This window comes from Stenotrophomonas sp. 93052_Sma, from assembly GCF_056481145.1.
On the sequence record NZ_CM151134.1, the window covers coordinates 1,812,437 to 1,838,315 of the forward strand.

Here is a 25,879-nt window from a genome sequence, read left to right on the forward strand (position 1 = left end):
CCTGCCTTCGTCATCTCGGCGAGGGGCGGGGAGGCTGTTGCCCGCCGAACGCCTTTCCCAGGAATTCCTCCATGGACTTTTCCCGTTTCTTCATCGACAGGCCGATCTTCGCGGCGGTGCTGTCGATCGTGATCTTCGCCGCAGGCCTGATCACGATTCCGATCCTGCCGATCAGCGAGTACCCCGAAGTGGTACCGCCGTCGGTGGTCGTGCGCACGGTGTATCCGGGCGCCAACCCCAAGGTCATCGCCGAGACCGTCGCCACCCCGCTTGAAGAGGCGATCAACGGCGTCGAAGGCATGATGTACCTGAAGTCGGTGGCCGGCTCGGACGGTGTGCTGCAGATGACCGTCACCTTCCGCCCGGGCACCGACCCGGACGCGGCGGCGGTGAAGGTGCAGAACCGCGTGGCGCAGGCGCAGGCGCGCCTGCCCGAGGACGTGCGCCGGCAGGGCGTGACCACGCAGAAGCAGTCACCGACCTTCCTGATGGTGGTGCACCTGACCTCGCCGAACGGCAAGTACGACACCCTGTACCTGCGCAACTACGCCCGTCTGCACGTCAAGGATGCGCTGGCGCGTATTCCGGGCGTGGGTGACGCGCAGATCTTCGGTGGTGGTGACTACGCCATGCGCGCCTGGCTGGACCCGGACAAGGTCGCCTCGCGCGGCCTGACCGCCAGTGACGTAGTGCGCGCCATGCGTGAGCAGAACGTGCAGGTCTCGGCCGGCCAGCTCGGCGCCGAACCGCTGCCGAACAGCCAGTTCCTGACCCTGATCAATGCCCAGGGCCGCTTGAAGACTGAAAAGGAATTCGGCGACATCGTGCTCAAGAGCGGTGTTGATGGCGAGATCGTGCGCCTGGCCGATGTGGCCCGCCTGGAACTGGGTGCCGGTGACTACACCCTGCGTTCGCAGCTGGACGGCAAGAACGCGGTGGGTATCGGTATCTTCCAGTCGCCGGGTGCCAATGCACTGGAGATCCGTGACCAGGTCATCTCGACGATGGACGAGATGCAGAAGACCATGCCGGCCGACGTGAAGTACGAAGCCGTGTATGACACCACCATCTTCGTGCGCGACTCGATCAAGGCCGTGGTCTCCACGCTGCTGGAAGCCATCGCGCTGGTGGTGCTGGTGGTGATCCTGTTCCTGCAGACCTGGCGTGCGTCGATCATTCCGCTGATCGCGGTGCCGGTGTCGGTGGTCGGTACCTTCGCCGCGCTGTACCTGCTGGGCTTCTCGATCAACACGCTGAGCCTGTTCGGCCTGGTGCTGGCGATCGGCATCGTGGTCGATGACGCGATCGTGGTGGTGGAGAACGTCGAGCGCAACATCGAGGAAGGCCTGTCGCCCACCGCCGCGGCCCACCAGGCCATGCGTGAGGTGTCCGGCCCGATCATCGCGATCGCGCTGGTGCTGTGTGCCGTGTTCGTGCCGATGGCCTTCCTGTCGGGTGTCACTGGCCAGTTCTACAAGCAGTTCGCGGTCACCATCGCCATCTCCACGGTGATCTCGGCGATCAACTCGCTGACCCTGTCGCCGGCCCTGGCTGCGCGCCTGCTGAAGGCCCATGGTGCGCCGAAGGACGGCCCGAGCCGCTTGATCGACCGCCTGTTCGGCTGGGTGTTCCGTCCGTTCAACCGCTTCTTCAAGTCCAGTTCGGAGAAGTACGAGCGTGGCGTGGCTCGCATCCTCGGCCGTCGTGGTGCGGTGTTCGTGGTCTACGCGATCCTGCTGGTCGGTACCGGTGTGATCTTCAAGCTGGTGCCGCCGGGCTTCATCCCGACCCAGGACAAGCTGTACCTGATCGCGGGTGTGAAGTTGCCGGAAGGTTCGTCGATCGCGCGTACCGATGAAATGCTGCGCAAGGTCGCCAAGATCGCCCAGGAAACCGATGGCGTGGCCCACACCATCTCGTTCCCGGGTTTGAACGCGCTGCAGTTCACCAACACGCCGAACACCGGTGTGGCGTTCATTCCGCTCAAGCCGTTCGCCGAGCGTCATGGCCGTACCGCCGCGCAGATCAACGCCGAGATCAACCAGAAGATCGCCGGCCTGCAGGAAGGCTTCGCCTTCTCGATGATGCCGCCGCCGATCCTCGGCCTGGGCAACGGCAACGGCTACCAGATGTTCATCGAGGACCGTGGCAACCTGGGTTACGGCGCGCTGCAGAATGCCGTACAGGCGATGCAGGGAACCGTTGCGCAGACGCCGGGCATGGCCTTCCCGATTTCCAGCTACCAGGCCAATGTGCCGCAGCTGGATGCCGAGGTCGACCGCGTCAAGGCCAAGGCACAGGGCGTGCAGCTCACCGAACTGTTCGACACGCTGCAGACCTACCTCGGCTCGGCCTACGTCAACGACTTCAACCAGTTCGGCCGTACCTGGCAGGTCATCGCGCAGGCGGACGGTCCGTACCGCGAAACGGTCGAGGACATCGGCAAGCTGCGTACCCGCAATGACCGCGGCGAGATGGTGCCGATCGGATCGATGGTCACCATCAAGCAGACCTTCGGCCCGGACCCGGTGCTGCGCTTCAATGGCTATCCGGCGGCGGATCTGGCCGGTGAAGCTGACCCGCGCCTGCTGTCTTCGGCCGAGGCGATGAACAAGCTGACCGAGATCGCCGGCAAGGTGCTGCCGGTGGGCATGACCACCGAATGGACCGACCTGAGCTACCAGCAGGCAACCCAGGGCAAGGCCGCCTTCATCGTGTTCCCGGTGGCGATCATGCTGGCCTTCCTGGTGCTGGCCGCGCTGTACGAGAGCTGGTCGCTGCCGCTGGCGGTGATCCTGATCGTGCCGATGACCCTGCTGTCCGCGCTGTTCGGCGTGTGGCTGACCGGTGGTGACAACAACGTGTTCGTGCAGGTCGGCCTGGTGGTGCTGATGGGCCTGGCGTGCAAGAACGCGATCCTGATCGTCGAATTTGCCAGAGAGCTGGAGATGGGCGGCAAGGGTATCGTTGAAGCTGCGCTGGAAGCCTGCCGCCTGCGCCTGCGCCCGATCGTGATGACCTCCATCGCGTTCATCGCCGGCACCGTACCGCTGGTGCTGTCGCACGGTGCAGGTGCCGAGGTGCGCTCGGTGACCGGTATCACCGTGTTCGCCGGCATGCTGGGCGTGACCCTGTTCGGCCTGTTCCTCACCCCGGTGTTCTACGTGGCCCTGCGCAAGTTCGTCACCCGCAACGGTGGTGGCCAGCTGGTGCAGCACGGCGAGCCGACCATCCACCACTGACATGGAACCCCGTCGCCGCCGGTCGCTGGCCGGCGGCGGCTTCCCCCTCACGAGGCAAGAATCCATGAACTCTCATCAGAACAAGATCGCGCTGGTCACCGGCGCCACCCGCGGCATCGGCGCCGAGACCGTGCGCCAGCTGGCCCAGGCCGGCGTGCATACGCTGCTGGCCGGCCGCAAGCGCGAGACCGCCGTAGAGCAGGCGCTGAAGCTGCAGGCCGAGGGCCTGCCGGTGGAAGCCATCCAGCTGGACGTGACCGATGCCGCCAGCATCGCCGAAGCGGTCGAGCAGGTACGCCAGCGCCATGGGCGCCTGGACATCCTGGTCAACAACGCCGGCATCATGATCGAGAACCCGGCGCAGGCGCCGTCCGAACAGTCGCTGGATACCTGGAAGCGCACTTTCGACACCAACGTGTACGCACTGGTTGCGGTGACCCAGGCCTTCCTGCCACTGGTCAGGCAGGCCAAGTCCGGGCGCATCGTCAACGTTTCGAGCATGCTCGGCTCGCAGACCCTGCACGCTGATCCGACCTCGGGCATCTACGATTTCAAGATCCCCGCGTACAACGCCTCCAAGGCAGCGGTGAACAGCTGGACGCTGGCACTGGCGCATGAACTGCGCAGCACCCAGATCAAGGTCAATACCGTGCATCCGGGTTACGTGAAAACCGATATGAACGGCGGACACGGCGAGATCGAGATCAGCGAAGGCGCGCGCTCCAGCGTGCAGATGGCACTGATCGGCCATGAAGGCCCGAACGGCAGCTTCACTTACCTGGGCGAGGTGCTGCCATGGTGATCCGTACGTTGGCGATGGCGGTCTCCTGTCTGGTGCTGGCAGGCTGTGTCAGCGTCGGCCCGAACTACAAGGCCCCGGTGCAGGAACCGGTGGTGCTGCAGGGGGCGCAGCAGCCGGTGTTCAGCACCACCTCGCCGGTGGCGAGCTGGTGGGCGCAGTTCGATGATCCGGTGTTGGAAGAACTGGTTCACGGCGCACTTTCGGACAACCTGGACCTGCGCGTGGCCGTGGCCCGCGTCAGCCAGGCCCGCGCGGTGTTCGTCGAAAGCCGCTTCGACCAGGCGCCCCACGTTACCGCGGGCGGCAGCTACGATCGCCGCAAGCAACCCGATCCGCAGCTGGGTGGGCAGCGGGTGTTCAGTGAAAGCTACCAGCTCGGCTTCGATGCGGGCTGGGAGCTGGATCTGTTCGGCCGCAAGCGCCGTGCTGCAGAAGCCGCGCGTGCCGACCTCGACGCCGAGCAGGCCAACCTGGCCGACGCACAGGTACTGATCGCCGCCGAAGTGGCACGCAACTACTTCGAGCTGCGCGGCACACAGAAGCGCATCGCCGTGGCCCAGCACACCCTGGTCAATCTGCGCGAGACGCAGAAGCTGACCGAGGCACGCTGGGAGCTGGGCGCCGGCAGCGAGCTGGACGTGCAGAGCAGTCGTGCCCGGCTGAAGGCGATCGAGGCCGACATTCCGCTGCTGGAAGTGGCCGAAACGCAGTCGCGCAACCGCCTGGCGGTTCTGCTGGGCCAGCGTCCGGAAACGCTGACCGCCATGCTTGCGCCGCACGAAGTGCCGGCATTCGCCAAGGCGCTGCCGCTGGGCGATACCCGCGAGCTGCTGCGCCAACGCGCCGACGTGCGCGTGGCCGAGCGTCGTCTTGCCGCCGCTACCGCGCGGGTGGGCGTGGCCACGGCGGATCTGTTCCCGCGGCTGTCGCTGTCCGGATTCGTCGGCTTCCTCGGTGGCGATGCCAGTGGCCTGGTCAATGGCAACAACAAGGCCTGGTCGCTGACGCCGTCGCTGAGCTGGGCGGCCTTCGATTTCGGCACCGTACGTGCACGCCTGCGTGCCAGCAAGGCCGAGGCCGAAGGCGTGGCAGCACAGTATGAGCAGACGGTGCTGCTGGCACTGGAAGACACCGAGAACGCGCTGACCCGCTATTCCAAGCAGCAGGCGCGGCTGGCGATCGTGGTCGAGCAGGCGCAGGCGGCACGCCGTGCCGAGTCGCTGGCGCAGATCCGCTATCGCGAGGGCTCGGAGGACTTCCTGACCCTGCTGGATGCGCAGCGTACGCAGCTGGCAGCCGATGATGCGTTGGCCGCGGCCGAGTCCGAGGTCAACGTCAGCGTGGTGGGGGTGTACAAGGCGCTGGGTGGTTGGGGTCAATCACCGCAGCCGGCGAGTGTGGCGCAGGTGCAGTAACCGCAGGGGGCGGAAGCAGCGGCTTCCGTCCCTTTCTTCTTTCAGGGCCAGTGATTGGCTGGTATCTCGCGCTCGCGCATGCGCACGATGCAGAAACGATGGCCGGTCGGTGCTTCCATCACCCACCAGCGTTTGATGAAGCCTATCCGGCGCGCGCCGAGCTTCTCCAGGCGGTCGGCCTCGGCGTCGATGTCGTCACTCTCGATGTCCAGGTGCACCCGTGAAGGGTGATTGACGCGTTGCACCTCCACGTTCAGGCCTGCGGGCGCGCCCTGCAGGTCGGCGTACTCGGCGCCGTCTTCGGCATAGGCGGGCTGCGCCTGCAGGCCGAGCGCGGCGGACCAGAAGCGGGCACCTTCGTCGGCGGGAATGCCCTCGCAATCGATGATGAAACCGGCCAGGCGGCTCTGGTGTGCCATGCCTTTCTCCACAGTTCGGGAACGAGGCCAGGGTAGCGCGGTGTGTGCTGTGGACGTTGTCACAGTCGTGACGTTTCTGACTCTGCCGGAAGCCGTGTCCGCCGTGTAACTAGTGGGGCAGATTCCAGGGAGTAAAGACGATGAGTGATGACAGGCGGGATACCCAGCGCATGCTGTTTGGCGACCCGGGGCCACCCGGCGCGGGCCTTTCGGTGGCGGTCGTTGTGCTGCTGGTGCTGGCGACGATGGCCGCTGCGATCGGTTTCCTGCGACTGCCTGATCCGATGCTGGGGCTGGGCCTGATCGGCGTTGCCGTGTTCCTTGCTGTCGGCGCCCGCATCTGCCAGGCGCGCAACCAGCACCAGGCGTTGTACCGGCTGTTGTCGCGGCAGCCGCCGCGGTAGCCACGGCTGCCGCAGAGATTCAGTGCTTCGGCCAGTCCAGCTCGACCACCAGCGGGAAGTGATCCGACGGCAGCACGCCGTCGATGCGGCGGTCATCGGTGAGGAAACTGCGGGCATGGAAGCCGCGCACCAGCACCCAGTCCAGCTGCACGGTGGCCTTGCCGGTGAAGTCGTGGAAGGTCAGGCGTGGTCCCTGCGGTGCCTTCACCTGCGTGCGTGTGTCCTGCAGCAGGCGGGTGAACGCCTTGTAGGTGTCACCGCCGGGCTCGCTGTTGAAGTCACCGGTCAGGACCACCGGCAGGTCGGCAGGCAGGGCTTGCAGGTGCTTGCCGATCAGCTCGGCACCCTTCACCCGGCGCGGTTCGTCCTCGTCGCGGTAGGGAAGGTGGGTATTCATGAAGTAGAAACGGCGGCCATCATCCAGGCGCCGGAACAGGGCCCAGGTGACCATGCGCGGGTACAGGTTGCCCCAGGTGATGCTGCCGGGTACTTCGGGCGTATCGGATAACCAGAAGTTGCCGGATTCCTCGATGGCCAGCACCTTGCTGTCGTAGAACACGCCCATGTGTTCATCGCCGCTGCCACCGCGGCGGCCTTCACCGAACCAGCGGTAGCCGGGCAGATGCCCGGACAGGAAGTCGGCCTGTTCCTTCACCAGCTCCTGCGTGCCAATCACGGCCGGGTGTGCATCGAGGATGACCTTGACCATGGCATCGCGACGGTCCGGCCAGCGCTTGCCCGGTTCGGTATCGGCCGGGGTACGGACATTGAACGACATCACTTTCAGTGGCGCCGGCGCAGCAGCCCAGGCGACGGCGGGCAGAGCAAGCGCCAGCAGCGCACACAGCGCAGGGCGACGGAAACGCGACAACATCGTGGAATTCCTCCATTCCATGAAAACGGTTTCATGAAGCATGCCATGGACGGTGGGGTCGGCGATATGCCGGGATGGGCGGATGGAAGACGCCGGGCGGGCGGTGAAGGTCCCGCCCGGCGGATCGCGCGGGCGCGATCAGGGGTCGTAGATCATCCCGTTCTCGTCACGGTTGTAATGACTGGTGACTTCGCGGGTGCCGTCGTCGTAGACCACGTACGACGTGCAGCGCTGGTGGAACACGTTGCCAGCGATGCGGAAGGGCACACACTCTTCCTGGACCTCGATGACCTCGGCAGCCGTTGTGGTGGCGACGGGGGCCAGCATCAGCACGGCCAGCACGGTGGCAAGCGAACACACCGATACGCCTTTATGCAGTCTCATTCCCACACTCCTTGTCGATGAGGATTACATCAGATACGGGTTGCCGTATTCGTCGATCCAGTACTCGGTGAGGAAAATCTCGCCGTCCGCATCGGGCATGGTCACGACGCAATGCTGGTGGATGCGGTAGCGCTCCACTTCAAATGGTTCGCAGCGCGTCACGCTGCCGGGTGGGCTGGTAACCCCGGCATTGGCGTTGCCGCTCGACATCATTCCAGCGAAGGCCACGGCCAGTGCGGCCATCGAGGCCAGGTGCAGTTTCATGGGCATCATCCTTGTGTCTGCAATCGCGCATCTGCGCGGTGTCGTGCAACTACCCCCGGGTAGAGCATGCACCCGAGCGGCAGCTGCTGCATGCGCGCCGGCCCGGCGGGCGGCCCGGCGCAGTCCCCTGCCGGCTCAGTCGCGCAGGTAAGGGTTGCCGTACTCGTCGATCCAGTACTCGGCTTCGTACACGTTGCCGAACTCATCGGTGTAGGTTTCCGTGCAGTGCTGGTGGACCCGGTTGTGGTCCACTTTCACCGGCACGCACGAAACATTTTCTTTCGGTCCCCCGGCATTGGCGTCCGCCACCGGAGCCAGGGTTGCCGTTGCCATCACCAACGCGGCCATCGCGGCCAGTTGCAGTTTCATAAGCATCGTCCTTGCTTTCTGCAATCGCGCACATGCGCATGGCGTGTGTAACACGCGAACCAGAGCGCCGGAAGTGTCTTGCCCGGATCAGTCCTCGATCTCGCCGCGCCGACTGGCAGCACGCACCGCCTGCGCGGTGGTTGCCACGCCCAGGCGCTGGCGCGCGTCGCAGATGATTCTCCACCGTACGGGCGGAAAGCCCCAGCGTGGCCGCGATTTCCGCCTGGCGACGGCCGGCGGCCACCCAGCGCAGCACCTCGCGTTCGCGCGTGCTCAACGCACTTCCGGAAAGCTCGGTGGGCGTCTCGGAAAGCCGGCGTGCGGCACGGAATGCTGCAGCTGCAGCAGCATCCAGCAGCAGTCGCGCGCTGGCCGATGCATCGATCGCTGTCCCGGCAAAACTGATCGCGCCTTCCAGCCCTGTGGTGCCGAACACCGGCACCTGCAGACCGTGCAGGCCTTCACCACGTGGCTGCTTTACCACCTGATAGCGTTCGCCGCGAACGCCCTGGCGCTTGCTCCAGAAGAACGGCGCGTCACTGTCCAGAACGTGGCGATTGACCGGACAGGCGTGCAGGTAGCGCGCGAGGTCGGTAGTGCTGCCGTCGCCGAACCAGTCGCCCTCGATCCAGTACACGCGCTGGGTACCGCGTTCCAACCCCGTGCCGGTGGCGAACACCAGCACGCGGTCGTAGCCCAGCGGTGCAGAGATGCCGCGTAGTACCGCGCCCACCGCACTCAGTGAGCGGGCGCGTTCCAGTTCCAGCAACGCCTGCACCAGATCGCTCACGCCAGTCAGCGCCCGGCCAATGCGTCGAGCAGCGTGCGCGCGGCCAGCTTGCCCAGCGCATTGCCGGCCAGCGGGCTGTCGCCGGTCAGCAACAGGCGGTCCTGCAGCACGCTGCCATCGATGCCGTCGTTGACGATCTGCACGCCCTGCTGCGCCAGGCGCTCACCGAAGAACCACGGCAGCTGCCCGGGCATGTAGCCGATCTCCGGCGTCTGCCGGTCCATCGCATCGGGGAAGGCACAGATGCGGTAGCCGCGGAACAGCGAACCACCGTCGGCCTCGTCAACGCCTGTGGCCAGCAATGCGGCCGGGCCGTGGCAGAGGGTGATGATGTGACGTTGCTCGGCCATCGCCCAGTGCAGAGCCGCCTTTACCGCGCGACTCTGCGGCAGTCCGATGAGGGCGCCGTGGCCACCGGGAATGAACACGGCTGCATAGTCCGACGCGGCATCGAGGCCTGCCACCACCTCTTCCAACGGCAGTGGCTGGCGGAAGCGGGCTTCGTAGCGGTCGTACAGTCCGCCGATCTCCTTGTCCTCATGCGGGAATGCCCACCACTCGAACTTGGCGGCGTTGCCGGACAGCGTCGCCACATCGATGTCGAAGCCGGCCTTGTCCAGGTGGTACATCGGCAGCAGGGTTTCCACCGGATGGTTGCCGGTGGAGAACAGGTGGCCGTTGGCGGTGGGCAGATAGCGTTCGTCCGCAGCGATCATCAGCACCTTCCAGCGGCCATCGCGGCGCGCGTCGGGATAGTCGGCGCCGGACAGGTCGCTCTTCGCCGATGTGAACTGTGACAGCGAGTACGGCGACGGGAAGAAGGCGTCGCGCTCGGCCGGATCGGGGCTGGGGTGGCGGCTGGGCTCTTGTGTGTTCATGCGGACCTCCAGTGGGGTAGTGGAGCCAGCATAGAAGGGCGGATGCGTACAGGCGATGAGGGTTTTCCCCTCATTCGCGCGACGTTGCCACCTGTTGGCGCCAGGCATTCGGGCTCATACCGAAGGCGCGGCGGAAAGCACGACTGAATGCCGGTTCGGAGAGATACCCGACGTCTCCGGCGATCTGAGAAACCCGCCGGTTTCCGCTGCGCAGCAGCTCTGCGGCCAGTTGCAGCCGCGATCCAGCGAGATAGCGCATGGGTGACATGCCAGTGGCCAGGCTGAACCGCTGCGCGAAATTCGAGCGCGATTGATTCAGGCTTGCCGCCAGAGACTCGACCGTCCATGCCTGTGCGGGGTGTGCCTGCATCAACGCCAGTGCCCGCCCTATCAATGGGTCGGCCAGCGCATGCAGACGCTGGCAGTTGTGTGGACTGGAGGTTCCCAGCCAGTAGCGCAGCGTCCAGACAAACAACAGGTCGAGCAGGCGTGACAGCATAAGCCCACTGCCCAGGGTGGGCCGGGCCGCTTCAACCTGGATCGCGCCCAGGGTAACCGCCACCCAATCGGCCGAGCTGGCGGGAAATCCGTTTGGCATCCGGTCCACCCCGGGGACATGCAGCCAGCCGGGCAGGGCATCAAGCAGCAACTGGCTGCCTGGGCCGTCAAATCCAAAGGATGCCGTGGTCAGATGGACGGGCTGCAGAGCTTCGCCGGCACAGTCGATGCGATGTGTCCGGCCATGCGGCATCAACAGCAGCTCGCCGGCCTGCAGTGGCACGACCGCTGCATCCGCATGCAGACGTGCCGTGCCCTGTTCGATGAAATGGAAGCAGCCGCGCCCTCGGCAATGATGCGGGTTCCATCGGGCTGCACGACGTGGCGGGTGATGTCGCCGCCGTGCATGCGCGAGGACTGGAAGATCGCAAACAAGGCATCGGATCCGGCCTGGAGCGATTCGGTGGTGTGGAGCCTTGGCATGGTTTTCAGGAGTCCGTGCATCGCCGCTGGCAGAGGCGATCCGTAGTCTGGTCGGGTGGCTTCAGGCAGCGCTGGTGGCTGTCGGGCAACGATCCCATCCAAGTGAGGAGTTCTGCAAGATGAGCAAGCCAAGCATCGTTCTGGTTCATGGTTTCTGGGGGGGCGCCGCGCATTGGTCCAAGGTGATCCTGGAGCTCGATCGCCGGGGTTTCCACGACCTGCATGCCGTGGAACTGCCATTGACGTCGCTGGCCGACGACGCAGAGCGAACCCGGCGCATGATCCGCCAGATCCCGGGGCCGGTGCTGCTGGTCGGTCATTCCTATGGTGGCGCGGTGATCTCCGAAGCCGGAAACGAACCCAACGTGACCGGCCTGGTGTTCATCGCCGCGTTCGCGCCGGATGCGGGTGAGAGTCCCGGTGGCATTACCGAGCAACAGCTGCCGCAGGCGGCGGCCAATCTGGCGCCGGACAGCGACGGCTATCTGTGGCTGCAGCCCGGAAAATTTCACGAGAGTTTCTGCCAGGACCTGCAGGCCGACGAGGCGCGGGTGATGGCGGTCACGCAGAAGGCGCCGATGGCGAGCACGTTCGGTGATGCCGTCAGTGACCCGGCGTGGCGACACAAGCCGAGCTGGTACCAGGTCTCCAGCGCTGACCACATGATCCACCCTGACAACCAGCGGCGCATGGCGGCCCGCATGCAGCCACGTGCCAGCATTACGCTGGACGCCAGTCATGCTTCGTTGGCATCGCAGCCGGTAGCGGTGGCCGAACTGATCACCGACGCTGCGGCCCACGGACAAGGCTGAGTACGCCGGTCATGCCTCAGTGGCGGTGTCCCGGCCCGCCAGAGCACTGCTGCCGAGATGCCGCCACGCTTGCGTTACTTGTTCTGCCGGTCGTGCTCCTGCATGTCTTCATGCAGGATCCGCCGCAGTTCGACGATGGCCGGCGTGGCTTCCTGCACGCTGTGCCCGGACACGATCACCTTCTCCGAATCCGCGTGCGGAAGGTGCGAGCTCCAGTAGGGCACCAGCCCGTCGTCGGTCTTTTCCAGCGGACCATCTGCCTTGGCGCGCGATGATCGAGTGGTAACGCACCTTCGGTGCCATCGGCAGGTCGGCCACGGCGCGCACGAAGGGATCGTCCTTGTCCAGGTTCTGGATGCTGTTCATCTGGTAGCCGTGCTTGCCGTCGTTGCGATCGATCTTGCCGTCGTTGGCGATGGTGGCCACGTCCTCCAGGACGGTCAGTGGCAGCCGTACCAGGCGGCCGATCCAGCGGCCGAGGCGGGTGCTCGCCACATCGGTACCGCGGTGCGGCGTGGCAATGAATACCACGCGCGATACTTCCGGTTCCGGCAGGAAGGTCAGCACCGGCGCGCCCTTGGTGCGCAGCAGCTCCTGCTGCGCAGGCGTCATCTGTGCGGTCGCCAGCAGGGTCTCTACCAGGTGGTCGCCGGAAGAAGACACCATCAGCCGTGAGATCACCCCACCCATGCTGTGCCCGACCAGCACCATGTCATGAGAGGCCTGCGCCTTGCCGCTGGGGTCGAAGTGCTTGAACACCTCATCCAGCGTGTGGCGCATCGCATCGTGGCTCATCGCGATGGGCATGTTGGTCGGGTAGTAGAACTGCCAGACCTGGAAGTCCTGGCGGATCTCGTCGTCGCGCATCAGCTCGTTGGCGACGTTGACCCAGGCTTCCGGGCTGCTGGCCAGGCCATGGATCATCAGCAGCACGCGGCGGTTCGGGTCGTAGGGCTGCATCATGTATAGATGCGGCGTGTCGATGCCGCCCTTGCCACCGAACAGCGAACGCAGCGATTGGTGGCTGAAATTGAGCGCGCCAGCCACAGTGCGTAGCCTGCGGTGAAGTTCGCGGCCAATGGCACCTGCTGCCCATGCAGGGTGACTTCGGTGACCTGGTAGGGATCGTGGATCTCCAGTTCCGGCTCGTCGTCGTGCAGCACTTCCCACAGGTTCTTTCCGGAGAAGCGCAGCAGCACCGTCATCGAAGGGGAGGGCATCTCGCTCCAGCTCTGCGCGGCCGAGGTGCTTGCCTGCGCGGCGGGCGTCGCTGCCGAAGGCGGGGTGGCCGTGCTGCCAGCCGGATCGTTCATCACCGCCACCAGTTCGGCACCGAAGCCATCGCGGCGATGCACGCTGCGCAGCGTGCCAGTGAACGACAGCGAGGCCGCCGGTACCAGTTCGGTAGGGGTACGCGTATCCAGCGGTGATGCTTCGCCTGAAGGGGCCAGCACGAAGGTCCAGCGGCCCAGCTGGAAGTGGCTGGCCTGGCCGTGCACGCGGCCCGTGGCATAGGCGTCGTACAGCTGTACCGAGGCTTCCTGCACGGCCAGGTTGTAGTAGTCGCGCACCTGGGTCTGGCGATCTTCGAAGCCGCGCTGGTTGGCAGTGCGCTCGGTGAAGAACAGATAGGCATAGGCCTGGCGCGCGACCTGCATCCACGCGTCCAGGCGCGGCTGGAAGTCCGCATCCAGTTCGGTGATCGCGCTCTTGGCGCGGCCTGACGTGGAGTACTCCCGCTTGGGCGCGGGCAAGGTCATCGCATACTGCAGCCACAGCTCGGCCAGGCTTGAGCGCTTGTCCTCCTCGCGCACCACGATGCTGCCTTCCATGGCCTCGATGCAGGGCAGGCCTGGCTTGGCGCAGACGCCTTCGTCGAGGCCGGCGACGCGCAGCGTCTCCATGGTGGCCGAACTGAGCTTGCCGGTGGTCAGGATGTCGCCGCGTTTCAGGGCGATGTACTGGCCGGGGGTGACCGAGGCCACCTGCACCGACGGCCCGAACTGGCGCAACGTCGCGCAGCCGCCCAGGGTGAGCAGCACGGTGATGATGAGGGTCGTGCGGCCGATGAAGCCCAAGCCCGTGGTTGCCATACGATCCTCCTGCGCGGTGGCGCCACTCTAGCGGTCGGCATGTCAAAGCGGAAGATACCGGGCGGTCGGTTTGGAGCGCGGAAATGCCGCCAACCGGGCGATTCAGGCATTCCCGTGTGACACTGGGGTGAACAGGATGAATGCGGGGCTGCGATGCGATGGCTTGAGACCCGTGTTCCTCCGCCTCTTGTGATGCTGTTGTGCGCCGCCATCGGCTACATGGGCAGCCGATGGCAGCCGGGCGGGGCGCTGCAGCTACCCGTGCCGGAGTTGCTTGCGGGTTTGGTGATGGCCTTCGGCGTGTTATTGAACCTGCTGCCGAAGCTGGCCTTCCGGCGCGTGGGCACCACGGTCAACCCCCTGCGGCCAGCGACGTCGAGCGTGCTGGTCACGCACGGCGTGTACCGCTACACGCGCAACCCGATGTACCTGGTGGGCCAGGCCACTGTCCTGGCAGGTGCCATGCTGTACCTGCAGAATCTGACCGCACTACTGGCCGTGCCGCTGTTCGTGCTGTACATCAGCCGATGGCAGATCATGCCGGAAGAGCGGGCACTGTCGGCCCGCTTTCCGGAGGCATACGCAGCCTTCCGCCAGCGCGTACGGCGCTGGCTCTAGCGCGGGTCAGGCCGTCACGGTGTGATCTGGCACTTCACGGCAGCGGAATAGCCTTCGTAATCATCACCGGCAATCACGTGCAGGGTGTGGTGCTTGTCGATGCGCTTCACGTAGGACGGTGCTTCGGTGTTGGCGTATTCGTTGACCGTGGTCACCGACCAGGTCTTGGCCAGGCGCTTGGGGTCGACACCGTTCAAGTAGACGAAGATGCTCTTCTCGCCCTCGGCGACATTCACGTCGGCATGGGTGACGGTACCGCCGAACAGGGCGACCGGCGTGGTTTCCGGCTCGAACGTGCCACCAGGCTTCCTGGCCAGGCCGGCTGCCTGCAGGGCATCGATGGCCTCGGCTTCGCTGAAGGTGGAGCCTGCCTTGCAGGCCAGCAGGGCTTCGAGTGTTGCGGTGCCGGGCGGCGCGATGGCGGGTGCAGCCGCGTGCGCAGCCGGGGTCGCGGCAAAAGCAGCCAGGAGCAGGGCAGAGGTGATGATCACGGTTCTCATCGCAGGTCCTTCTGTAGGTAGTGGGCAGCAACGCGGGGAGGATGCCGCTTCATTTTGCGATGTTTCAGTCAGTGCCGCGTGCAGCAATGGATCATGCCCCATTCCGGCTGCCGTCGTCCGATTCAAGCAAGACGGCGCCGTCGCCGCGTTGTGACAACTGGTCGCCAGGGTTTCGCAACGGACAGTCCTTCAGTGACAGGCAACCACAGCCGATGCATCCGTCGAGCTGGTCGCGCAGCTGGACCAGGCTGCGGATGCGCTCGTTCAGCATGTCGCGCCAGTTGCTGGACAGCCTTGCCCAGTCCTTCGAACTGGGCGCCCGTTCGGCTGGAAGATCATCCAGCGCCATCTTGATCGTGGCCAAGGGAACGCCCGCCCGCTGTGCGACCTTGATCACGGCAATGCGCCGCAGCACGTCGCGGCGGTAGCGGCGCTGGTTGCCGTTGTTGCGCCAACCATGAATCAGTCCCTTGGCTTCATAGAAGTGGACGGTGGCAATGCTGACCCCGCTGCGACGCGCGACTTCGCCCACGGAAAGCGGAACGCTGACATCGATCTTCATGGCCGGGGTTCCTTGACCTCATCAATACATGAGGTTTTATAAGGCAGTTCCCTTTTTCCTGCATGTGAACCCTGGGCTGCAGGTCATGAATCATAGGTTTGAACGAAAATGGAACAGCAAGGCATCGCCGTCCCCGGCACCCGCTGGGGCGATCTCCTGTCCGGCCGCAATGCAGTGCGCTCACTTGCCCTGGCGGGCGGGGTCGCACTGCATGCGGTCAACGTCTACATCGCCACCACCATGTTGCCAACCGTGGTGGAGGACATCGGTGGCCTGGATCTCTACGCATGGAACACCACGCTCTTCGTGGTCGCGTCCATCCTGGGGTCGGCATTGTCGATCAAGCTGCTTGAACGTGCCGGGCCTCGTGGAAGCTATGCACTGGCGACGCTCATCTTCGCAGCCGGTGCCGTGATCTGCGCGCTCGCGACCTCGATGCCGATGATGCTGGTGGGGCGGCTGGTGCAGGGTGTCGGCGGCGGCTTCCTGTTCGCACTGGCCTACGCCATGATCCGGCTCGCGTTCGAAGAGCCGCTCTGGCCCCGCGCGATGGCCCTGGTTTCGGGGATGTGGGGCGTGGCGACGTTGATCGGACCTGCGGTGGGCGGCGTCTTCGCCGAATGGGGCGTATGGCGGGCCGCATTCTGGTCGGTCACCGCGGTTGCCGTGTTGTTCGCGCTGCTGGCGTCGAACGTCCTTCCGCAGAGGGAGGCATCGTCTTCAGCTGCGGCCAGGTCTTCGGTCCCGTGGCTGCAGATCCTGCTGCTGACCCTGGCCGTCATCAGCGTCTCCCTTGGCAGTACATCCTCGAGCGCAGTCAACAATTTCGTTGGCATCGTGATGGCCGTGTTCCTCGCAGTGGTGCTGGTGAGGATCGAGTCCCGAGCGAAGCAGACGCTGCTTCCTTCCGGCGCTCTCCGGCTCCACTCGCGGCTGGCCGCGTTGTATGGGCTGATGTCGCTGCTGGTGGTGATGATCACCAGCGGCGAGGTCTTCGTGCCACTGTTCCTGCAGGTGCTGCATCAGCAATCACCGCTTGCTGCGGGCTATCTCGCGGCGTTGATGGCGGCCGGTTGGACGCTCGGGTCGTTGGTCGGCTCCGGCTTCAGCGGGCGCGGCGTTGACCGGGCGTTGATGATCGGCCCGGCGCTGGGATGGCTGGGCATGATCGGGCTGGTGCTGTGGGTGCCGGCTGCCGGCAGCGGTACGTGGTTGCAGATGATGCCGATCTGCGTGGCGCTGGCCGTCATCGGGATTGGCGTGGGCCTGGCTTGGCCCCACCTGCTGACACGCGTTCTGACCTCTGCACCGCCGGAGGAACAGGAGCGCGCCGGTGCGTCGATCACCACCGTCCAGCTGTTTGCCACCGCGGCCGGGGCTGCGCTTGCCGGGATGGTCGCCAATGCCGCGGGATTGATCGATCCGGGTGGAGCCGAGGGAACCGCCCATGCGGCCCGGTGGCTGTTTGCCACCTTCGCGCTGGCGCCGATGCTGGGCATGCTGCTGGTGAAGCGATGCCGCTTGCCGGCGGACGTGAACTGAGCAACGGAAGAGGGCGCAGCGACCTTGCCGGGCCGCTGCGCCATGCCATCAGTTGCTGGCTGCCTTCACGGCTTCGGCCGCGTCAATGATGCCTGGCCCGCAGCCACCCGGGCAGTTCGCTGCAGCGATCGGGTGCGCAGTGCGACGCAGGATGTCCTTGACCTGGTCGGTGGTCTTTGGCACCGGCGCCACCGCTTGCATCAGCGCGACGATGCCAGCGACGTGAGGCGCCGCCATCGAAGTGCCGGACATGAAGTCGAAGGCGTTGTTACCCACCGTGGACAGGATGCCCTGCGCCGGATGCTGACGGGTCGGGGCGCAGTTGGCCTGGCTAGGCGGCGTGGCCAGCGGCAGGAACTCGCCGACGGACGCGCGGCAGGACCAGGTTTCACCACCGGGTGCGGCGATATGGATGCCTGCGCCATAGTTGGAGTAGAACGCGCGTCGCCCGCCCTGATCGTTGGCAGCCACCGCGATCACGCCCTTGCAGTTCGCCGGGGCGAACTCGGACACATCCAGATTGCTGTTGCCGGCGGCGACCACCACGATCGTGCCCTGCGCGGTGATGTCGTCGATTGCATCCTGCTCGGCCGGCGAGCAGGCACGGCGGCCGCCCAGGCTGAGATTGACGACTTCGGCCGGGTTCGCATTGGCCGGGACGTTGGGCACGTTGATGCCGGCACTCCAGAGCATGCCGTCGATGATGTCGGCGGAACCGCCATTGCCCTGGTTGCCGAGTACGCGCACCGGCACGACCTTCGCGTTGTAGGCCACGCCGGCCACTCCGATCTGGTTGTTGGTCACCGCAGCGACCGTTCCGGCGACGTGGGTGCCGTGTGCGATGCCCGAGGCATCGAAGGCATCGGCGTCGCGTCCATCGCCATCGTCGGATCCGCCACAGCCGGGATTCATTCCGCCGATGATGCACTGCCAATCACTGAACGGACGGGTCGACGAGATCATGTCGTAGCCCGGCAGCAGGTTGGCCTGCAGGTCGTTGTTGTTGAGGTAGCCCGAATCGACCACAGCCACCACCACGCCCTGGCCAGTGGAGCGATCCCACGCGCCGGGCAGGCGCGCCACTGGTCGGATTGCTGTAGTGCCACTGCTCGCCGTAGCGTGGGTCGTTCGGTGTGGCGAATGCGCTCATCATGTAGTTCGGCTGCACATACTCGACGTCCGGATCGTCGGCGATGCGCTGCATCAGGATCTGCGCTTCCGGGAGGTCCAGTGGCTTGTCCGTGGTGACCACGTCGGCCCCGCCGCCCATGCGGCGTTGATGGGTTACGGACGCGGCTGCTGGCGGTGCGTTGCCGATCGAACGCTTGCTGCGCTGCTGGACGCCGAGGCGCTTCTTCAGCGCATCCTGCGCGGTGGTGGCGGAGACGCGCTTGCTGCTGCCGTCCCGGTACTTGACGATGAAACTGCTGTACTGCTCGTTGCTGGCCATGCCTCGCGTCCATACCCGTTCGGTGGGTTGGGCGAAGGCGGGGGCGCTGGCCAGGACCAGGGTGATGGCACTGGCAAGGGAAACCCGAAGCGACGTACGCATGGATACAGTTCCTTTGTGGAAGATGTGTCGAACAGGCCGTGCCCTTCGGGCTCGGCTTGGATGTGAAGGGTGCAGGTGTCCCGTGGTCTCCTTTTGATGGCGACCAAGGACGAACGGCTTCGCGGACACATCCCCCCCAAGGAGAGGGGGGGAAATTTCTGAAGTGGTTTAGTGATGTCGAAAGCGAGAGAAGATGGCGATTGCCGACATTGCTTGACGGCATCGGACCGCGATTGCGCCGGGGCGTCGAACTTCGCAGCGGCGTAGAGCAGCCAATAAAAAAGCCCGGAAACCCACGCTGGTGGAATTTCCGGGCTTCTCCGGTCCTTGACGAACCGTTCGTTGGTGGAGGTGGGCGGAGAGGTCTCAAACCCAATGCAACCAACTGATATTAAAAGGTAAAGGAGACCTGAAAGAGCCGTGGCGAGATACCGCAAACGATACTGAAGACTATCGTGCATCTAGTTCAATTGCACGCTGTAACGACTGCTAGGTCAGCGTCTTTTGCCATCTCCACCAACGCTGGTAGCCTAGTCAACCAGCGGCCGAGATTGATGGGGGCGCACCAAGGTCACAAGACTTCTGGCGCGTGTTATGCCTACACGCAGGAGCCGTCGGCTTCGCTCGAATGGCTCTTGTTCCGTCCGTTCATCCAGAAATGCGCCCTTGAAGGCGCCTTCGACCAACACGACCCCATCAAATTCCTTGCCTTTGGCTTTATGAATATTCATTAGCATGCACCCCTGCGGGTCCCGCTCCGCTGCGGAAAGTTTGTCTTGATCGAGTGCGCGCCGTACAAGCCGTGATACGCCCAGGTAACTTCCCTGATTGAGCCAGCGCTCCGCCAAGCTACCTCCAAGAGTGGCGGATGCTCGGAACAATGGAATAAGCCGAACATCCCTTGAAATGTCAGAAAGTGCATCAATGCCGCTGATAACCGCGCGTGCGAGCTTCCAATCTCCGACTGGGTCCCCCTTCAAAATCAACGGGCCTCTATAGCTCTGTTCCAACTGCCGCCCCGCCAGGATTCTGGGCGATTGGCCTTGCGTAACCTTGGCAGCGGCCTCGGCAAACTGCCCTGCTTTTCTCCAAGAAGTCTGCGTCTGCTCTTCTGCATGCTTCAATTTGTAATAGTTCGAAACCGCCATTAGTGTGCGATTCAAGCCGCTAGCGTCAGGTGAGCATGGCCATTCCAGAATTGAGGCTACTACAAGCGCAGCAGCCGCGGACAATTCCGCATCCCAGACCACACTGTGAGTCAGTGGTGAGAGCTCTTGCCCATTATAGGTGTGAGGATGAGAAATAATCTCCGACAACTCGGCGACCAACGCGTTGCTTCGAGCCAGTACTGCGACAGTTGGGCTAACCACATCACGTCTTCGGAGCTCGCTAAATGTCCACATCACCGCAGCATGCACGGAGGTTTGAAATGTGTTAGGCCGGTAGTGATGTAACTTTACGTCTCGACTTTGAGGTAGCGGAGCCCGATTGTGGAGAATCGCGTCAGCAAACCCTAGGATCCCGGAATTGGGGCTGCGATGATTGTCCCCGCCCAAGTCGAATATAGTTGGTGCCAATCGTTCGATCAGCAATTTCACACGTCTAGGGTCCACATTTGCGCGGTAGTCAAATATTCGCTGATCCGGGTCAGCCAAGCAAAAAATGTCACTGGCGTGACTAAACTGTTGGACTAATCGCCATTGATCTTCGTCCGTATCTTGGAACTCATCCACCACTATCATCGGATATCGATCTGATATGAGTTCGCGGACAGCTTGAGATCCTTCCAGTAAGCTCGCTGCTCCGCTTGCGAATAGGTCAAAGCTGTAGATACCCTCATCTTGTGCGAGGCGATGGCTTTCCTCTAACCAATTGCCCTCAAAATTCGACTTTCTGAGGCGCTCTTCCCTCGGATACAGCCAATGCAGTGGATGCCCATGCAGAAGACGTCCGTGGGAGCGCAGAACCCACATGCAGAATGCGTGGTAGGTCTGAACCTCAATGAAGGACCGTTCCTCAGAGGTGAGGAGTTCTCTACACCGTAGAAGGACTTGGCGGATGGCAGCGCGAGAAAAGCTAAGGAAGAGAATTCGTTGGCCGGGTCGAAGCGTTTTCGTGCGCGCTTTAGCTTTGAGCAGCGCAATGGTCGTCTTTCCAGAGCCAGGGCCACCCTCCACGAGCAAATGGCCGTCTTGGGCAAGGATGCCCATTCTCTTCTCACATAGATCAATGCGAATCAAGCATCTTCACCTGGAGCGAGTTGTGCTGGGGGCTCTCCCACCTCGGGGATGCCCTTGAGTGAATCATGAATCGACTGAAGTATGCCCCGGACCGTCTGAGGCAACTCATCTGCGTGCTCGCATTGGGCAATCAGCATGGCGGCATAGCCAAAAGCTTCGCCCTTTCTTGCCTTCAGAACCTTTCGCGCTAGTTCAAGAATATCGGCCTGCGAGGCCTCTGGATTGTAGGGGGCAATATCCGGGAAATCCTCTCGCTGCGACGCTTGGGCCATGAAGCGCTTTACCACCTCGATAGGAGATTCCGCTAGGAGAACATTCTCAATCCCTTTTTCTGGCGCTTCCCAGAAAGTAGAATAACTCTCCAGCTTGGTCTTCGCATCATTGGTGAGTGGGTTGTTCGGCTTATCAAAGAAACCGAATGAGAGCTTTCCTAACGAAGCGAACACTGGGCCGAATCGCGGTACCGCCCCATCTCCATCAGCATTGAAGATGCTGACCCCGTCTAAATCGAGGTGTGAATACGCGTCAGCCCCAAGCGTCTGTTCCATGATCTGAGACGCAACGGGAAGCAACGATGCTTCTGTTGATCCCTCTACCACCAAGACGGCACGACTGAGAATAGCTTCGGCGAACTGCCGACTATTCGTCCGATAGGTTTTAGGCTTAAGGTCATCCGCATCGACAGGCTGCCCAGATAGGCTGCCATCGCCATTGCGGCTCAGCATGACGATTTGAGCTGGCTCAAATCGCTCAATCACATAGGGAGAGTGAGATGTGACAATGGTCTGTCCCATCTCAGATAGCACGAAGCGTGTGACTCGCCTTTGAGTATGAGGGGGAAGCGCAATTTCGGGCTCTTCCATTGCAAAGATGACGGAGTGCCGATCCTTTAGTTCTGCGATGAAGGTGAGCAGCGCGAACACAAGCAGGTTGACCGATCCGGTGCCAAGGCGATTGAATGGGACGAGGTGAGAGCCAGGCTCAGTTGCCACAAAGAGTCGCACTACTTCTCTTAGGTGCTCTCTTGTCAGGTCAGAAGCGAAGAATGCGGTTGCTTCGTCTCCCGGCGGCAGGTTCACAAATCTGCCCATCCGGGAGCGAATTTTGTCCCGAATCTCTCGTAACTGCTCAATGTCTCCAACGGCTGGGTCTAATGCTTGGAGTCTAGTCAATGTGTCCTGCCACATCTGCGGCGCCCCATCACCGCTCAACTTAAGGACGATGTCCAGAAGCGAACCTCTCTGAAGACTTAAGGCACGAGATCCGGTACGGATTGTTCGCAGAAAAACGAAGCCGCAAAGCCGTTTATGCTCCCGTGTGAAGCGCGTGAGGCCGGCGCCCAGTTCAGGTTCTTCATCAGGGTCTTCGGTGGGCTCTGGCTCTGGGTGGAGAAAGAACGTGTTCCCGACGAAGTCATCATCGCTTCTGTCGTAGCGACCCATGAAAACTAATGGCAATGCCCACACGACATTGGGAGCATCAGCGTCGTTAAGCGCCGCGCCGCCTTCATCGATAAATGACTTGTCCTCGTCATTCCACCGTCGAAGATGCCCGCCGAAACGCCGCAAGGCCTCTTCTGAGAGATCGAGGAGTATAACTTCGATCCTAATATCAATCGACGCACCTCCTTCGTCCAGATAGCGGCCTTGGAAGAAGTCATGCTCATCGATTATTGGCCGACGAAACAGGCGCTCCGGCCCCATGACGAGGTCTAGTGCTTCGCAGACAGTTGATTTGCCAACATTGTTGCCCCCGACTAGTAGGGTGTGGCCGTTGAAATCAACCCGGCCTTCGGAGATTCCGCGAAAATTACGAAGCTCTAAGCGTCGAACGCGCATGGGTGGCCCGCCTCATTCCGTGATGGCAGCAGCTTAATGCATAAGTGGTGAGGAGCGCCAACCCCTGCGCTATCAAGGGCTTGGCCCTAGAATTACCTTGTGTTACGGCTGAACTCTCGGCTTCCGTTGACTGCTTGACGCCCTTGATTTTGCGGCTAGATTTTCAACATGACCTCCAAATGCCATTCCGCTGACGCCGTGCTTATCAACTATCTCTTGGGCCTTGGTCTTAAGGTCGAACGCGCAGCACCTTACGACGAGGAGATTCAGGACATAGTTTGGAGGATCGGTTTTGCTGACGATGATGGCTCGGAGCCCCTGCCATTGGAATTCAGGTCTAGACAAGATGTATGGCGTTGGTGGCGTACAACTGCTGCTGATTTGGCATTCGCAAGTTCGTTTGCAGCTATGATCGGAAAAGCCTGCGGCAAGGGTAATCAATCTGCACACGGCGTGCGGGTGTGGGCGGAGAAGGGTTTCGGAGTTCGGCGCCCTGATTTGGTAACAATGTTGTTTTCGCTGCGCAGCTCAAGGCGTGTCAGGTCATTGCCCGGATGGACGCGAAAGGCCCGGGTTGACACCGAGAGGGCGGGATACCCGTGGTCGCTGGACCGGTTAATACTGAGATACACAGCCACTACGAAATGATGATTGGAATTCTTTGCATGAAATGAGAAGATCATGATTCCTGAGGTCGCTGGTGTGGACGGGTATGGGACTCAAGTATGCGTACGATTCTTCTGACGCTGGGCGTAGAGCGGTTAGCATCTTGGACTGGCTGGCTCGTCACCGTGGTAACACGCCGAGATGTTTGATCTGTAATGAAGATTTGTTGGTTAAAGGTGAGCACTCACTACAGGTGGATTGCTATTTTTCCCACCAGATGAATTCAAGTTGCCCTACGATTCTATCGAATCCTCCGACTTCGTACTTGTTAAATGCCCCGATGAGTCCTGGAGCATCGCACGCTTCGCGCGACTATGCGCGAGAAAATTTGTTGGGCGTCTATATGGAGATGCGTGGTCTGGCGAAGGGTTTGGGGTGGCTTGAACTTGAGACAGCGTGTGACGTTGCTAAACAAAAGAACGTTTGGGATCTTGTAGGAATCACCCCTGAGTTCCTGCCCGCAATTTTGCTGTCCTGCTTGGATGTGTGGACTCCTCGCGGATCAATCGGGCCCGTAACCTATTTTTTGGAGCCCAGCGCAACTCCCGGAAGTCATTGGAATTTTGGTGGCGCTAAGAAAAGTAGATTGTATGAGGTCGATATAAAGACCGGTGATATAAAAGTTCATCCGATTGGCGTGAAGCCACCGAAAAGTAATGTCATTTCTCGAATAGAGAAGCTGCTCATATGATTGTTCGTCGCCAGTTGACCTAATTCAGAGTGAAGCTCTTGGCAGTCGAATGTACAACTGTGGATTTTCCAGACGACTGCTGGGATCTGAGCCCCGCCGAGGCGGGGCCTTTTGGGGTGCAATACGCTAAACGGCAATGATGATCTGCGTCAGGCTGTCTCTGGCTTAGGTGCCAGGCTCACCGACCACTGCCCATTCTCTTCCTGCTTGAGTGACAGGAGATCGTAGGTCTTCACCATGTTGAGAAGACCGGAATGTCCATAGATGCCAGGCGAGAAGCCGGAATCTGCTCGCTTCAGGTATGAGCCTAAGGAGTTGAGGCTTACCTTGCCCTCTGGCGTGCTACCGGCAAGCAGTGAGACAGCCTCGATGACGAACCGAGGGCGACGCTTCGGGAGCGGTGCGCTGCCGGTGGTCTTGGCTTCGTTACTGTGGTCAGCAGGATGCGGCGGGTCCTGAAGATCAGACGGCTCTGGCGATGAGGCTTCTTGGGCGGACCACTCGAAGAACTGATCACAGGCATTGCGCAAAGCGTCGGGGGTCTTTGCTTCGCCGACGATCAAAACGGTGGCGCCGCGCTCTCGGAGCTTCCTGCAGAGGTAGGCGAAGTCGGAGTCGCTGGTCACCAAGCAGAAGATGTCTGCGCGCTGATCGAATAGCGCCTCCAGTGCATCTAGAGCCAGGGCGATATCGGAGGTGTTCTTCTTCGCTGCGTATTGGAACTGAAGGCATGGGGTGAATGCCTGGCGAACCAGGGCCTCTTGCCAAGAGTTGCCTAAGGTAGTGCGATTGCCATAGCCCCTCCGAAGCGTTACGCGCCCGGCCTGTGCGGCCATGAGTAGCGCGAAATCCACGATCTCGGGAGCAACGTTGTCGCAGTCAATCATTACTGCGACGGTCGAATCCTGCGGTTGAGCCATGAAGGTGTCCTATGTCTTTACGCTGGTCTAGTTCGAAGTCCAGGCGCAGCGCCTATTGGTCGGAAGGCAACGCTCTCGTTTCAGGCTTGAAGTCTGGCCGCTAAAGCGTAGGTCGGGCTCGGATAGTCGGCGAACAGCTTGATGCGGATCATCGAAGCGCTGGAGCCATCACCGCCCGTCAATGGAACGTCTTGGAGAAGGTGCAAGCACTGACGATCAGATGGAAGCGGATCCTGCTCTGTGCAACCAATCCAGTTTCGCGCATCCCATCGCTTGCCAAGAATGATGGGCACCAGTGGGCTTTGCTCAATAGGAAAAGCGCCGTGCACCGCGACCTGGTAGCCGTGTGCAATCTTGGCCAGCATCTGGACGAATGACCAGATGTCCATCCTGTCCTGAAACTGGATGCCGACAGAGGTATGCTCGCGAACTGTCTCCCCCTCGCCAAGTCCCATGGTCAGCGTATCCATGGCGGAAACCTCTATGCCCTCTGCAGAAGGATCGGGCGGAAATTTTGGGTCGAGGAAACCGGGCAGAGGAAGGACGGGGAGGTGCATGACTTTGACGCTTTGATCCCAAGGGACATCGTGCTCAACCAAGGAATTGTCGGCGCGTATGAAGGTCTGTTTCATCGATTCCGTGGCGGGCCGTCGATGAGATTTTCGACCCTTTATTCCCAAAGATTGTCGGCCGCGATCCAAAAATCCGCGAAGCACTCTCATTTCTAACTGGGACGTAAGCTTTGCACACGGATCGCAACTTGAATCTGGCAGTACGAGAGTTCCACCAAGGCCTTTCGGCACGATGTGCTCTTCGGTCAAGCGCCCTTGTGTAGCACCACAATAGATGCAGGCGCCGACTGGCTTGAAACGATGGGTAACAGGTGCCCGCAATCGAGTTGAATCCATTTAGCTACCAGCTCCTTCTGGGACCAGAAATGTCAGGGGCATGGTTCGGCGGCGTCCTAGCCTTGCCCACAGGCCTCGAATGTATCCCATGTAGCAAGGCTAGTCAGCGTGGAGG

General features: G+C 62.3%; 23 protein-coding genes and 3 pseudogenes. 8 read left to right on the top strand and 18 right to left on the bottom strand.

Features of this window, described 5'->3' with window-relative positions:
* The first annotated feature begins 71 nt into the window (after positions 1–71).
* The 3 genes from ACZK2V_RS08590 (at position 72) to ACZK2V_RS08600 (ending at position 5,459) form a co-directional block, all read left to right on the top strand.
* Entirely contained in the window at positions 72–3,242 is a 3,171-nt protein-coding gene (locus ACZK2V_RS08590; RefSeq protein ID WP_032128264.1) for an efflux RND transporter permease subunit, read from the top strand.
* A 64-nt stretch (positions 3,243–3,306) separates the two neighbouring features.
* Complete coding sequence (locus ACZK2V_RS08595) at positions 3,307–4,044, top strand: SDR family oxidoreductase (protein ID WP_012510730.1); 738 nt, start codon at positions 3,307–3,309, stop codon at positions 4,042–4,044.
* Positions 4,038–5,459, top strand: a complete 1,422-nt coding sequence (locus ACZK2V_RS08600; protein WP_329810774.1) for an efflux transporter outer membrane subunit — start codon at positions 4,038–4,040, stop codon at positions 5,457–5,459. Before ACZK2V_RS08595 ends, ACZK2V_RS08600 begins: the two co-directional genes overlap by 7 nt.
* A 41-nt stretch (positions 5,460–5,500) precedes the next feature.
* On the opposite strand, the gene ACZK2V_RS08605 is transcribed toward ACZK2V_RS08600, so the two are convergent.
* On the bottom strand, positions 5,501–5,878 hold the full coding sequence (locus ACZK2V_RS08605) for a VOC family protein (RefSeq protein WP_049400330.1): 378 nt from the start codon (positions 5,876–5,878) through the stop codon (positions 5,501–5,503).
* A gap of 140 nt (positions 5,879–6,018) precedes the next feature.
* Between ACZK2V_RS08605 and ACZK2V_RS08610 the strand changes: the two genes are divergently transcribed.
* Entirely contained in the window at positions 6,019–6,282 is a 264-nt protein-coding gene (locus ACZK2V_RS08610; protein WP_329810773.1) for a hypothetical protein, read from the top strand.
* Positions 6,283–6,301: 19 nt separating this feature from the next.
* Here the strand turns inward: ACZK2V_RS08610 and ACZK2V_RS08615 are convergent, their stop codons facing one another.
* The 7 genes and pseudogenes from ACZK2V_RS08615 to ACZK2V_RS08645 all read right to left on the bottom strand — a co-directional run bounded on the left by ACZK2V_RS08615 (position 6,302) and on the right by ACZK2V_RS08645 (position 10,862).
* Positions 6,302–7,156, bottom strand: coding sequence for an endonuclease/exonuclease/phosphatase family protein (locus ACZK2V_RS08615; protein ID WP_329810772.1), 855 nt, complete (start codon positions 7,154–7,156; stop codon positions 6,302–6,304).
* 138 nt (positions 7,157–7,294) lie between these two features.
* Entirely contained in the window at positions 7,295–7,540 is a 246-nt protein-coding gene (locus ACZK2V_RS08620) for a hypothetical protein (RefSeq protein WP_121503703.1), read from the bottom strand.
* Positions 7,541–7,564: 24 nt separating this feature from the next.
* Positions 7,565–7,804: a hypothetical protein gene (locus ACZK2V_RS08625; protein WP_329810771.1), complete on the bottom strand. Its 240-nt coding sequence runs from the start codon at positions 7,802–7,804 to the stop codon at positions 7,565–7,567.
* 135 nt (positions 7,805–7,939) lie between these two features.
* Positions 7,940–8,173: a hypothetical protein gene (locus tag ACZK2V_RS08630; RefSeq protein WP_032128272.1), complete on the bottom strand. Its 234-nt coding sequence runs from the start codon at positions 8,171–8,173 to the stop codon at positions 7,940–7,942.
* 87 nt (positions 8,174–8,260) lie between these two features.
* A pseudogene (locus ACZK2V_RS08635) lies at positions 8,261–8,963 on the bottom strand (PA1136 family autoinducer-binding transcriptional regulator).
* A gap of 5 nt (positions 8,964–8,968) precedes the next feature.
* A complete protein-coding gene (hchA, locus tag ACZK2V_RS08640; RefSeq protein ID WP_423163439.1) occupies positions 8,969–9,841 on the bottom strand; it encodes a glyoxalase III HchA in 873 nt (290 codons plus the stop codon).
* 70 nt (positions 9,842–9,911) lie between these two features.
* On the bottom strand, positions 9,912–10,862 hold the full coding sequence (locus ACZK2V_RS08645) for a helix-turn-helix domain-containing protein (RefSeq protein ID WP_486323315.1): 951 nt from the start codon (positions 10,860–10,862) through the stop codon (positions 9,912–9,914).
* Between the two features lie 79 nt (positions 10,863–10,941).
* On the opposite strand from ACZK2V_RS08645, the gene ACZK2V_RS08650 reads away from it, so the two are divergent.
* Complete coding sequence (locus ACZK2V_RS08650) at positions 10,942–11,634, top strand: alpha/beta hydrolase (RefSeq protein WP_125895148.1); 693 nt, start codon at positions 10,942–10,944, stop codon at positions 11,632–11,634.
* Positions 11,635–11,708: 74 nt separating this feature from the next.
* Here ACZK2V_RS08650 and ACZK2V_RS08655 read toward each other — a convergent pair.
* Positions 11,709–13,727, bottom strand: a pseudogene (locus ACZK2V_RS08655) (esterase/lipase family protein).
* Positions 13,728–13,880: 153 nt separating this feature from the next.
* On the opposite strand from ACZK2V_RS08655, the gene ACZK2V_RS08660 reads away from it, so the two are divergent.
* Positions 13,881–14,345 (top strand): methyltransferase family protein, encoded by a 465-nt coding sequence (locus tag ACZK2V_RS08660; RefSeq protein ID WP_486323115.1) that lies wholly within the window; start codon positions 13,881–13,883, stop codon positions 14,343–14,345.
* A gap of 14 nt (positions 14,346–14,359) precedes the next feature.
* Here ACZK2V_RS08660 and ACZK2V_RS08665 read toward each other — a convergent pair whose 3' ends face one another.
* Together ACZK2V_RS08665 and soxR are read right to left on the bottom strand one after the other, a co-directional pair.
* Positions 14,360–14,845, bottom strand: a complete 486-nt coding sequence (locus tag ACZK2V_RS08665) for a hypothetical protein (protein ID WP_049400322.1) — start codon at positions 14,843–14,845, stop codon at positions 14,360–14,362.
* Between the two features lie 91 nt (positions 14,846–14,936).
* Positions 14,937–15,407, bottom strand: a complete 471-nt coding sequence (gene soxR, locus ACZK2V_RS08670; RefSeq protein ID WP_154352304.1) for a redox-sensitive transcriptional activator SoxR — start codon at positions 15,405–15,407, stop codon at positions 14,937–14,939.
* Positions 15,408–15,515: 108 nt separating this feature from the next.
* On the opposite strand from soxR, the gene ACZK2V_RS08675 reads away from it, so the two are divergent.
* A complete protein-coding gene (locus tag ACZK2V_RS08675) occupies positions 15,516–16,949 on the top strand; it encodes an MFS transporter (protein ID WP_486323116.1) in 1,434 nt (477 codons plus the stop codon).
* A gap of 48 nt (positions 16,950–16,997) precedes the next feature.
* Here the strand turns inward: ACZK2V_RS08675 and ACZK2V_RS08680 are convergent, their stop codons facing one another.
* The 4 genes from ACZK2V_RS08680 to ACZK2V_RS08695 form a co-directional block, all read right to left on the bottom strand.
* Positions 16,998–17,987 (bottom strand): S8 family serine peptidase, encoded by a 990-nt coding sequence (locus ACZK2V_RS08680; RefSeq protein WP_486323316.1) that lies wholly within the window; start codon positions 17,985–17,987, stop codon positions 16,998–17,000.
* Positions 17,884–18,501, bottom strand: coding sequence for a hypothetical protein (locus tag ACZK2V_RS08685; RefSeq protein ID WP_486323117.1), 618 nt, complete (start codon positions 18,499–18,501; stop codon positions 17,884–17,886). Before ACZK2V_RS08685 ends, ACZK2V_RS08680 begins: the two co-directional genes overlap by 104 nt.
* A 530-nt stretch (positions 18,502–19,031) precedes the next feature.
* Entirely contained in the window at positions 19,032–20,741 is a 1,710-nt protein-coding gene (locus ACZK2V_RS08690; protein ID WP_486323118.1) for a UvrD-helicase domain-containing protein, read from the bottom strand.
* On the bottom strand, positions 20,738–22,579 hold the full coding sequence (locus tag ACZK2V_RS08695; RefSeq protein WP_486323119.1) for an ATP-dependent nuclease: 1,842 nt from the start codon (positions 22,577–22,579) through the stop codon (positions 20,738–20,740). Before ACZK2V_RS08695 ends, ACZK2V_RS08690 begins: the two co-directional genes overlap by 4 nt.
* Before the next feature lie 769 nt (positions 22,580–23,348).
* Between ACZK2V_RS08695 and ACZK2V_RS08700 the strand changes: the two genes are divergently transcribed.
* Positions 23,349–23,936, top strand: a complete 588-nt coding sequence (locus ACZK2V_RS08700) for a hypothetical protein (RefSeq protein WP_236509673.1) — start codon at positions 23,349–23,351, stop codon at positions 23,934–23,936.
* A gap of 149 nt (positions 23,937–24,085) precedes the next feature.
* On the opposite strand, the gene ACZK2V_RS08705 is transcribed toward ACZK2V_RS08700, so the two are convergent.
* The 3 genes and pseudogenes from ACZK2V_RS08705 to ACZK2V_RS08715 form a co-directional block, all read right to left on the bottom strand.
* Complete coding sequence (locus ACZK2V_RS08705; RefSeq protein ID WP_236509671.1) at positions 24,086–24,856, bottom strand: NYN domain-containing protein; 771 nt, start codon at positions 24,854–24,856, stop codon at positions 24,086–24,088.
* An 80-nt stretch (positions 24,857–24,936) separates the two neighbouring features.
* On the bottom strand, positions 24,937–25,488 hold the full coding sequence (locus tag ACZK2V_RS08710; RefSeq protein WP_236509669.1) for a hypothetical protein: 552 nt from the start codon (positions 25,486–25,488) through the stop codon (positions 24,937–24,939).
* Between the two features lie 159 nt (positions 25,489–25,647).
* A pseudogene (locus ACZK2V_RS08715) lies at positions 25,648–25,764 on the bottom strand (hypothetical protein); the annotation flags it as partial.
* Positions 25,765–25,879: the final 115 nt, after the last annotated feature.

Bases quoted from the DNA above. Each gene is read 5' to 3' on its own strand.
- ACZK2V_RS08625 (WP_329810771.1), bottom strand. From the start codon at position 7,804: ATGAAACTGCACCTGGCCTCGATGGCCGCACTGGCCGTGGCCTTCGCT.
- ACZK2V_RS08695 (WP_486323119.1), bottom strand. From the start codon at position 22,579: ATGCGCGTTCGACGCTTAGAGCTTCGTAATTTTCGCGGAATCTCCGAA.
- ACZK2V_RS08630 (WP_032128272.1), bottom strand. From the start codon at position 8,173: ATGAAACTGCAACTGGCCGCGATGGCCGCGTTGGTGATGGCAACGGCA.
- ACZK2V_RS08710 (WP_236509669.1), bottom strand. From the start codon at position 25,488: ATGAAACAGACCTTCATACGCGCCGACAATTCCTTGGTTGAGCACGAT.
- ACZK2V_RS08615 (WP_329810772.1), bottom strand. From the start codon at position 7,156: ATGTTGTCGCGTTTCCGTCGCCCTGCGCTGTGTGCGCTGCTGGCGCTT.
- ACZK2V_RS08650 (WP_125895148.1), top strand. From the start codon at position 10,942: ATGAGCAAGCCAAGCATCGTTCTGGTTCATGGTTTCTGGGGGGGCGCC.
- ACZK2V_RS08685 (WP_486323117.1), bottom strand. From the start codon at position 18,501: ATGCGTACGTCGCTTCGGGTTTCCCTTGCCAGTGCCATCACCCTGGTC.
- ACZK2V_RS08660 (WP_486323115.1), top strand. From the start codon at position 13,881: ATGCGATGGCTTGAGACCCGTGTTCCTCCGCCTCTTGTGATGCTGTTG.
- ACZK2V_RS08610 (WP_329810773.1), top strand. From the start codon at position 6,019: ATGAGTGATGACAGGCGGGATACCCAGCGCATGCTGTTTGGCGACCCG.
- ACZK2V_RS08600 (WP_329810774.1), top strand. From the start codon at position 4,038: ATGGTGATCCGTACGTTGGCGATGGCGGTCTCCTGTCTGGTGCTGGCA.
- ACZK2V_RS08595 (WP_012510730.1), top strand. From the start codon at position 3,307: ATGAACTCTCATCAGAACAAGATCGCGCTGGTCACCGGCGCCACCCGC.
- soxR (WP_154352304.1), bottom strand. From the start codon at position 15,407: ATGAAGATCGATGTCAGCGTTCCGCTTTCCGTGGGCGAAGTCGCGCGT.
- ACZK2V_RS08590 (WP_032128264.1), top strand. From the start codon at position 72: ATGGACTTTTCCCGTTTCTTCATCGACAGGCCGATCTTCGCGGCGGTG.
- ACZK2V_RS08665 (WP_049400322.1), bottom strand. From the start codon at position 14,845: ATGAGAACCGTGATCATCACCTCTGCCCTGCTCCTGGCTGCTTTTGCC.
- ACZK2V_RS08675 (WP_486323116.1), top strand. From the start codon at position 15,516: ATGGAACAGCAAGGCATCGCCGTCCCCGGCACCCGCTGGGGCGATCTC.
- hchA (WP_423163439.1), bottom strand. From the start codon at position 9,841: ATGAACACACAAGAGCCCAGCCGCCACCCCAGCCCCGATCCGGCCGAG.
- ACZK2V_RS08605 (WP_049400330.1), bottom strand. From the start codon at position 5,878: ATGGCACACCAGAGCCGCCTGGCCGGTTTCATCATCGATTGCGAGGGC.
- ACZK2V_RS08705 (WP_236509671.1), bottom strand. From the start codon at position 24,856: ATGGCTCAACCGCAGGATTCGACCGTCGCAGTAATGATTGACTGCGAC.
- ACZK2V_RS08620 (WP_121503703.1), bottom strand. From the start codon at position 7,540: ATGAGACTGCATAAAGGCGTATCGGTGTGTTCGCTTGCCACCGTGCTG.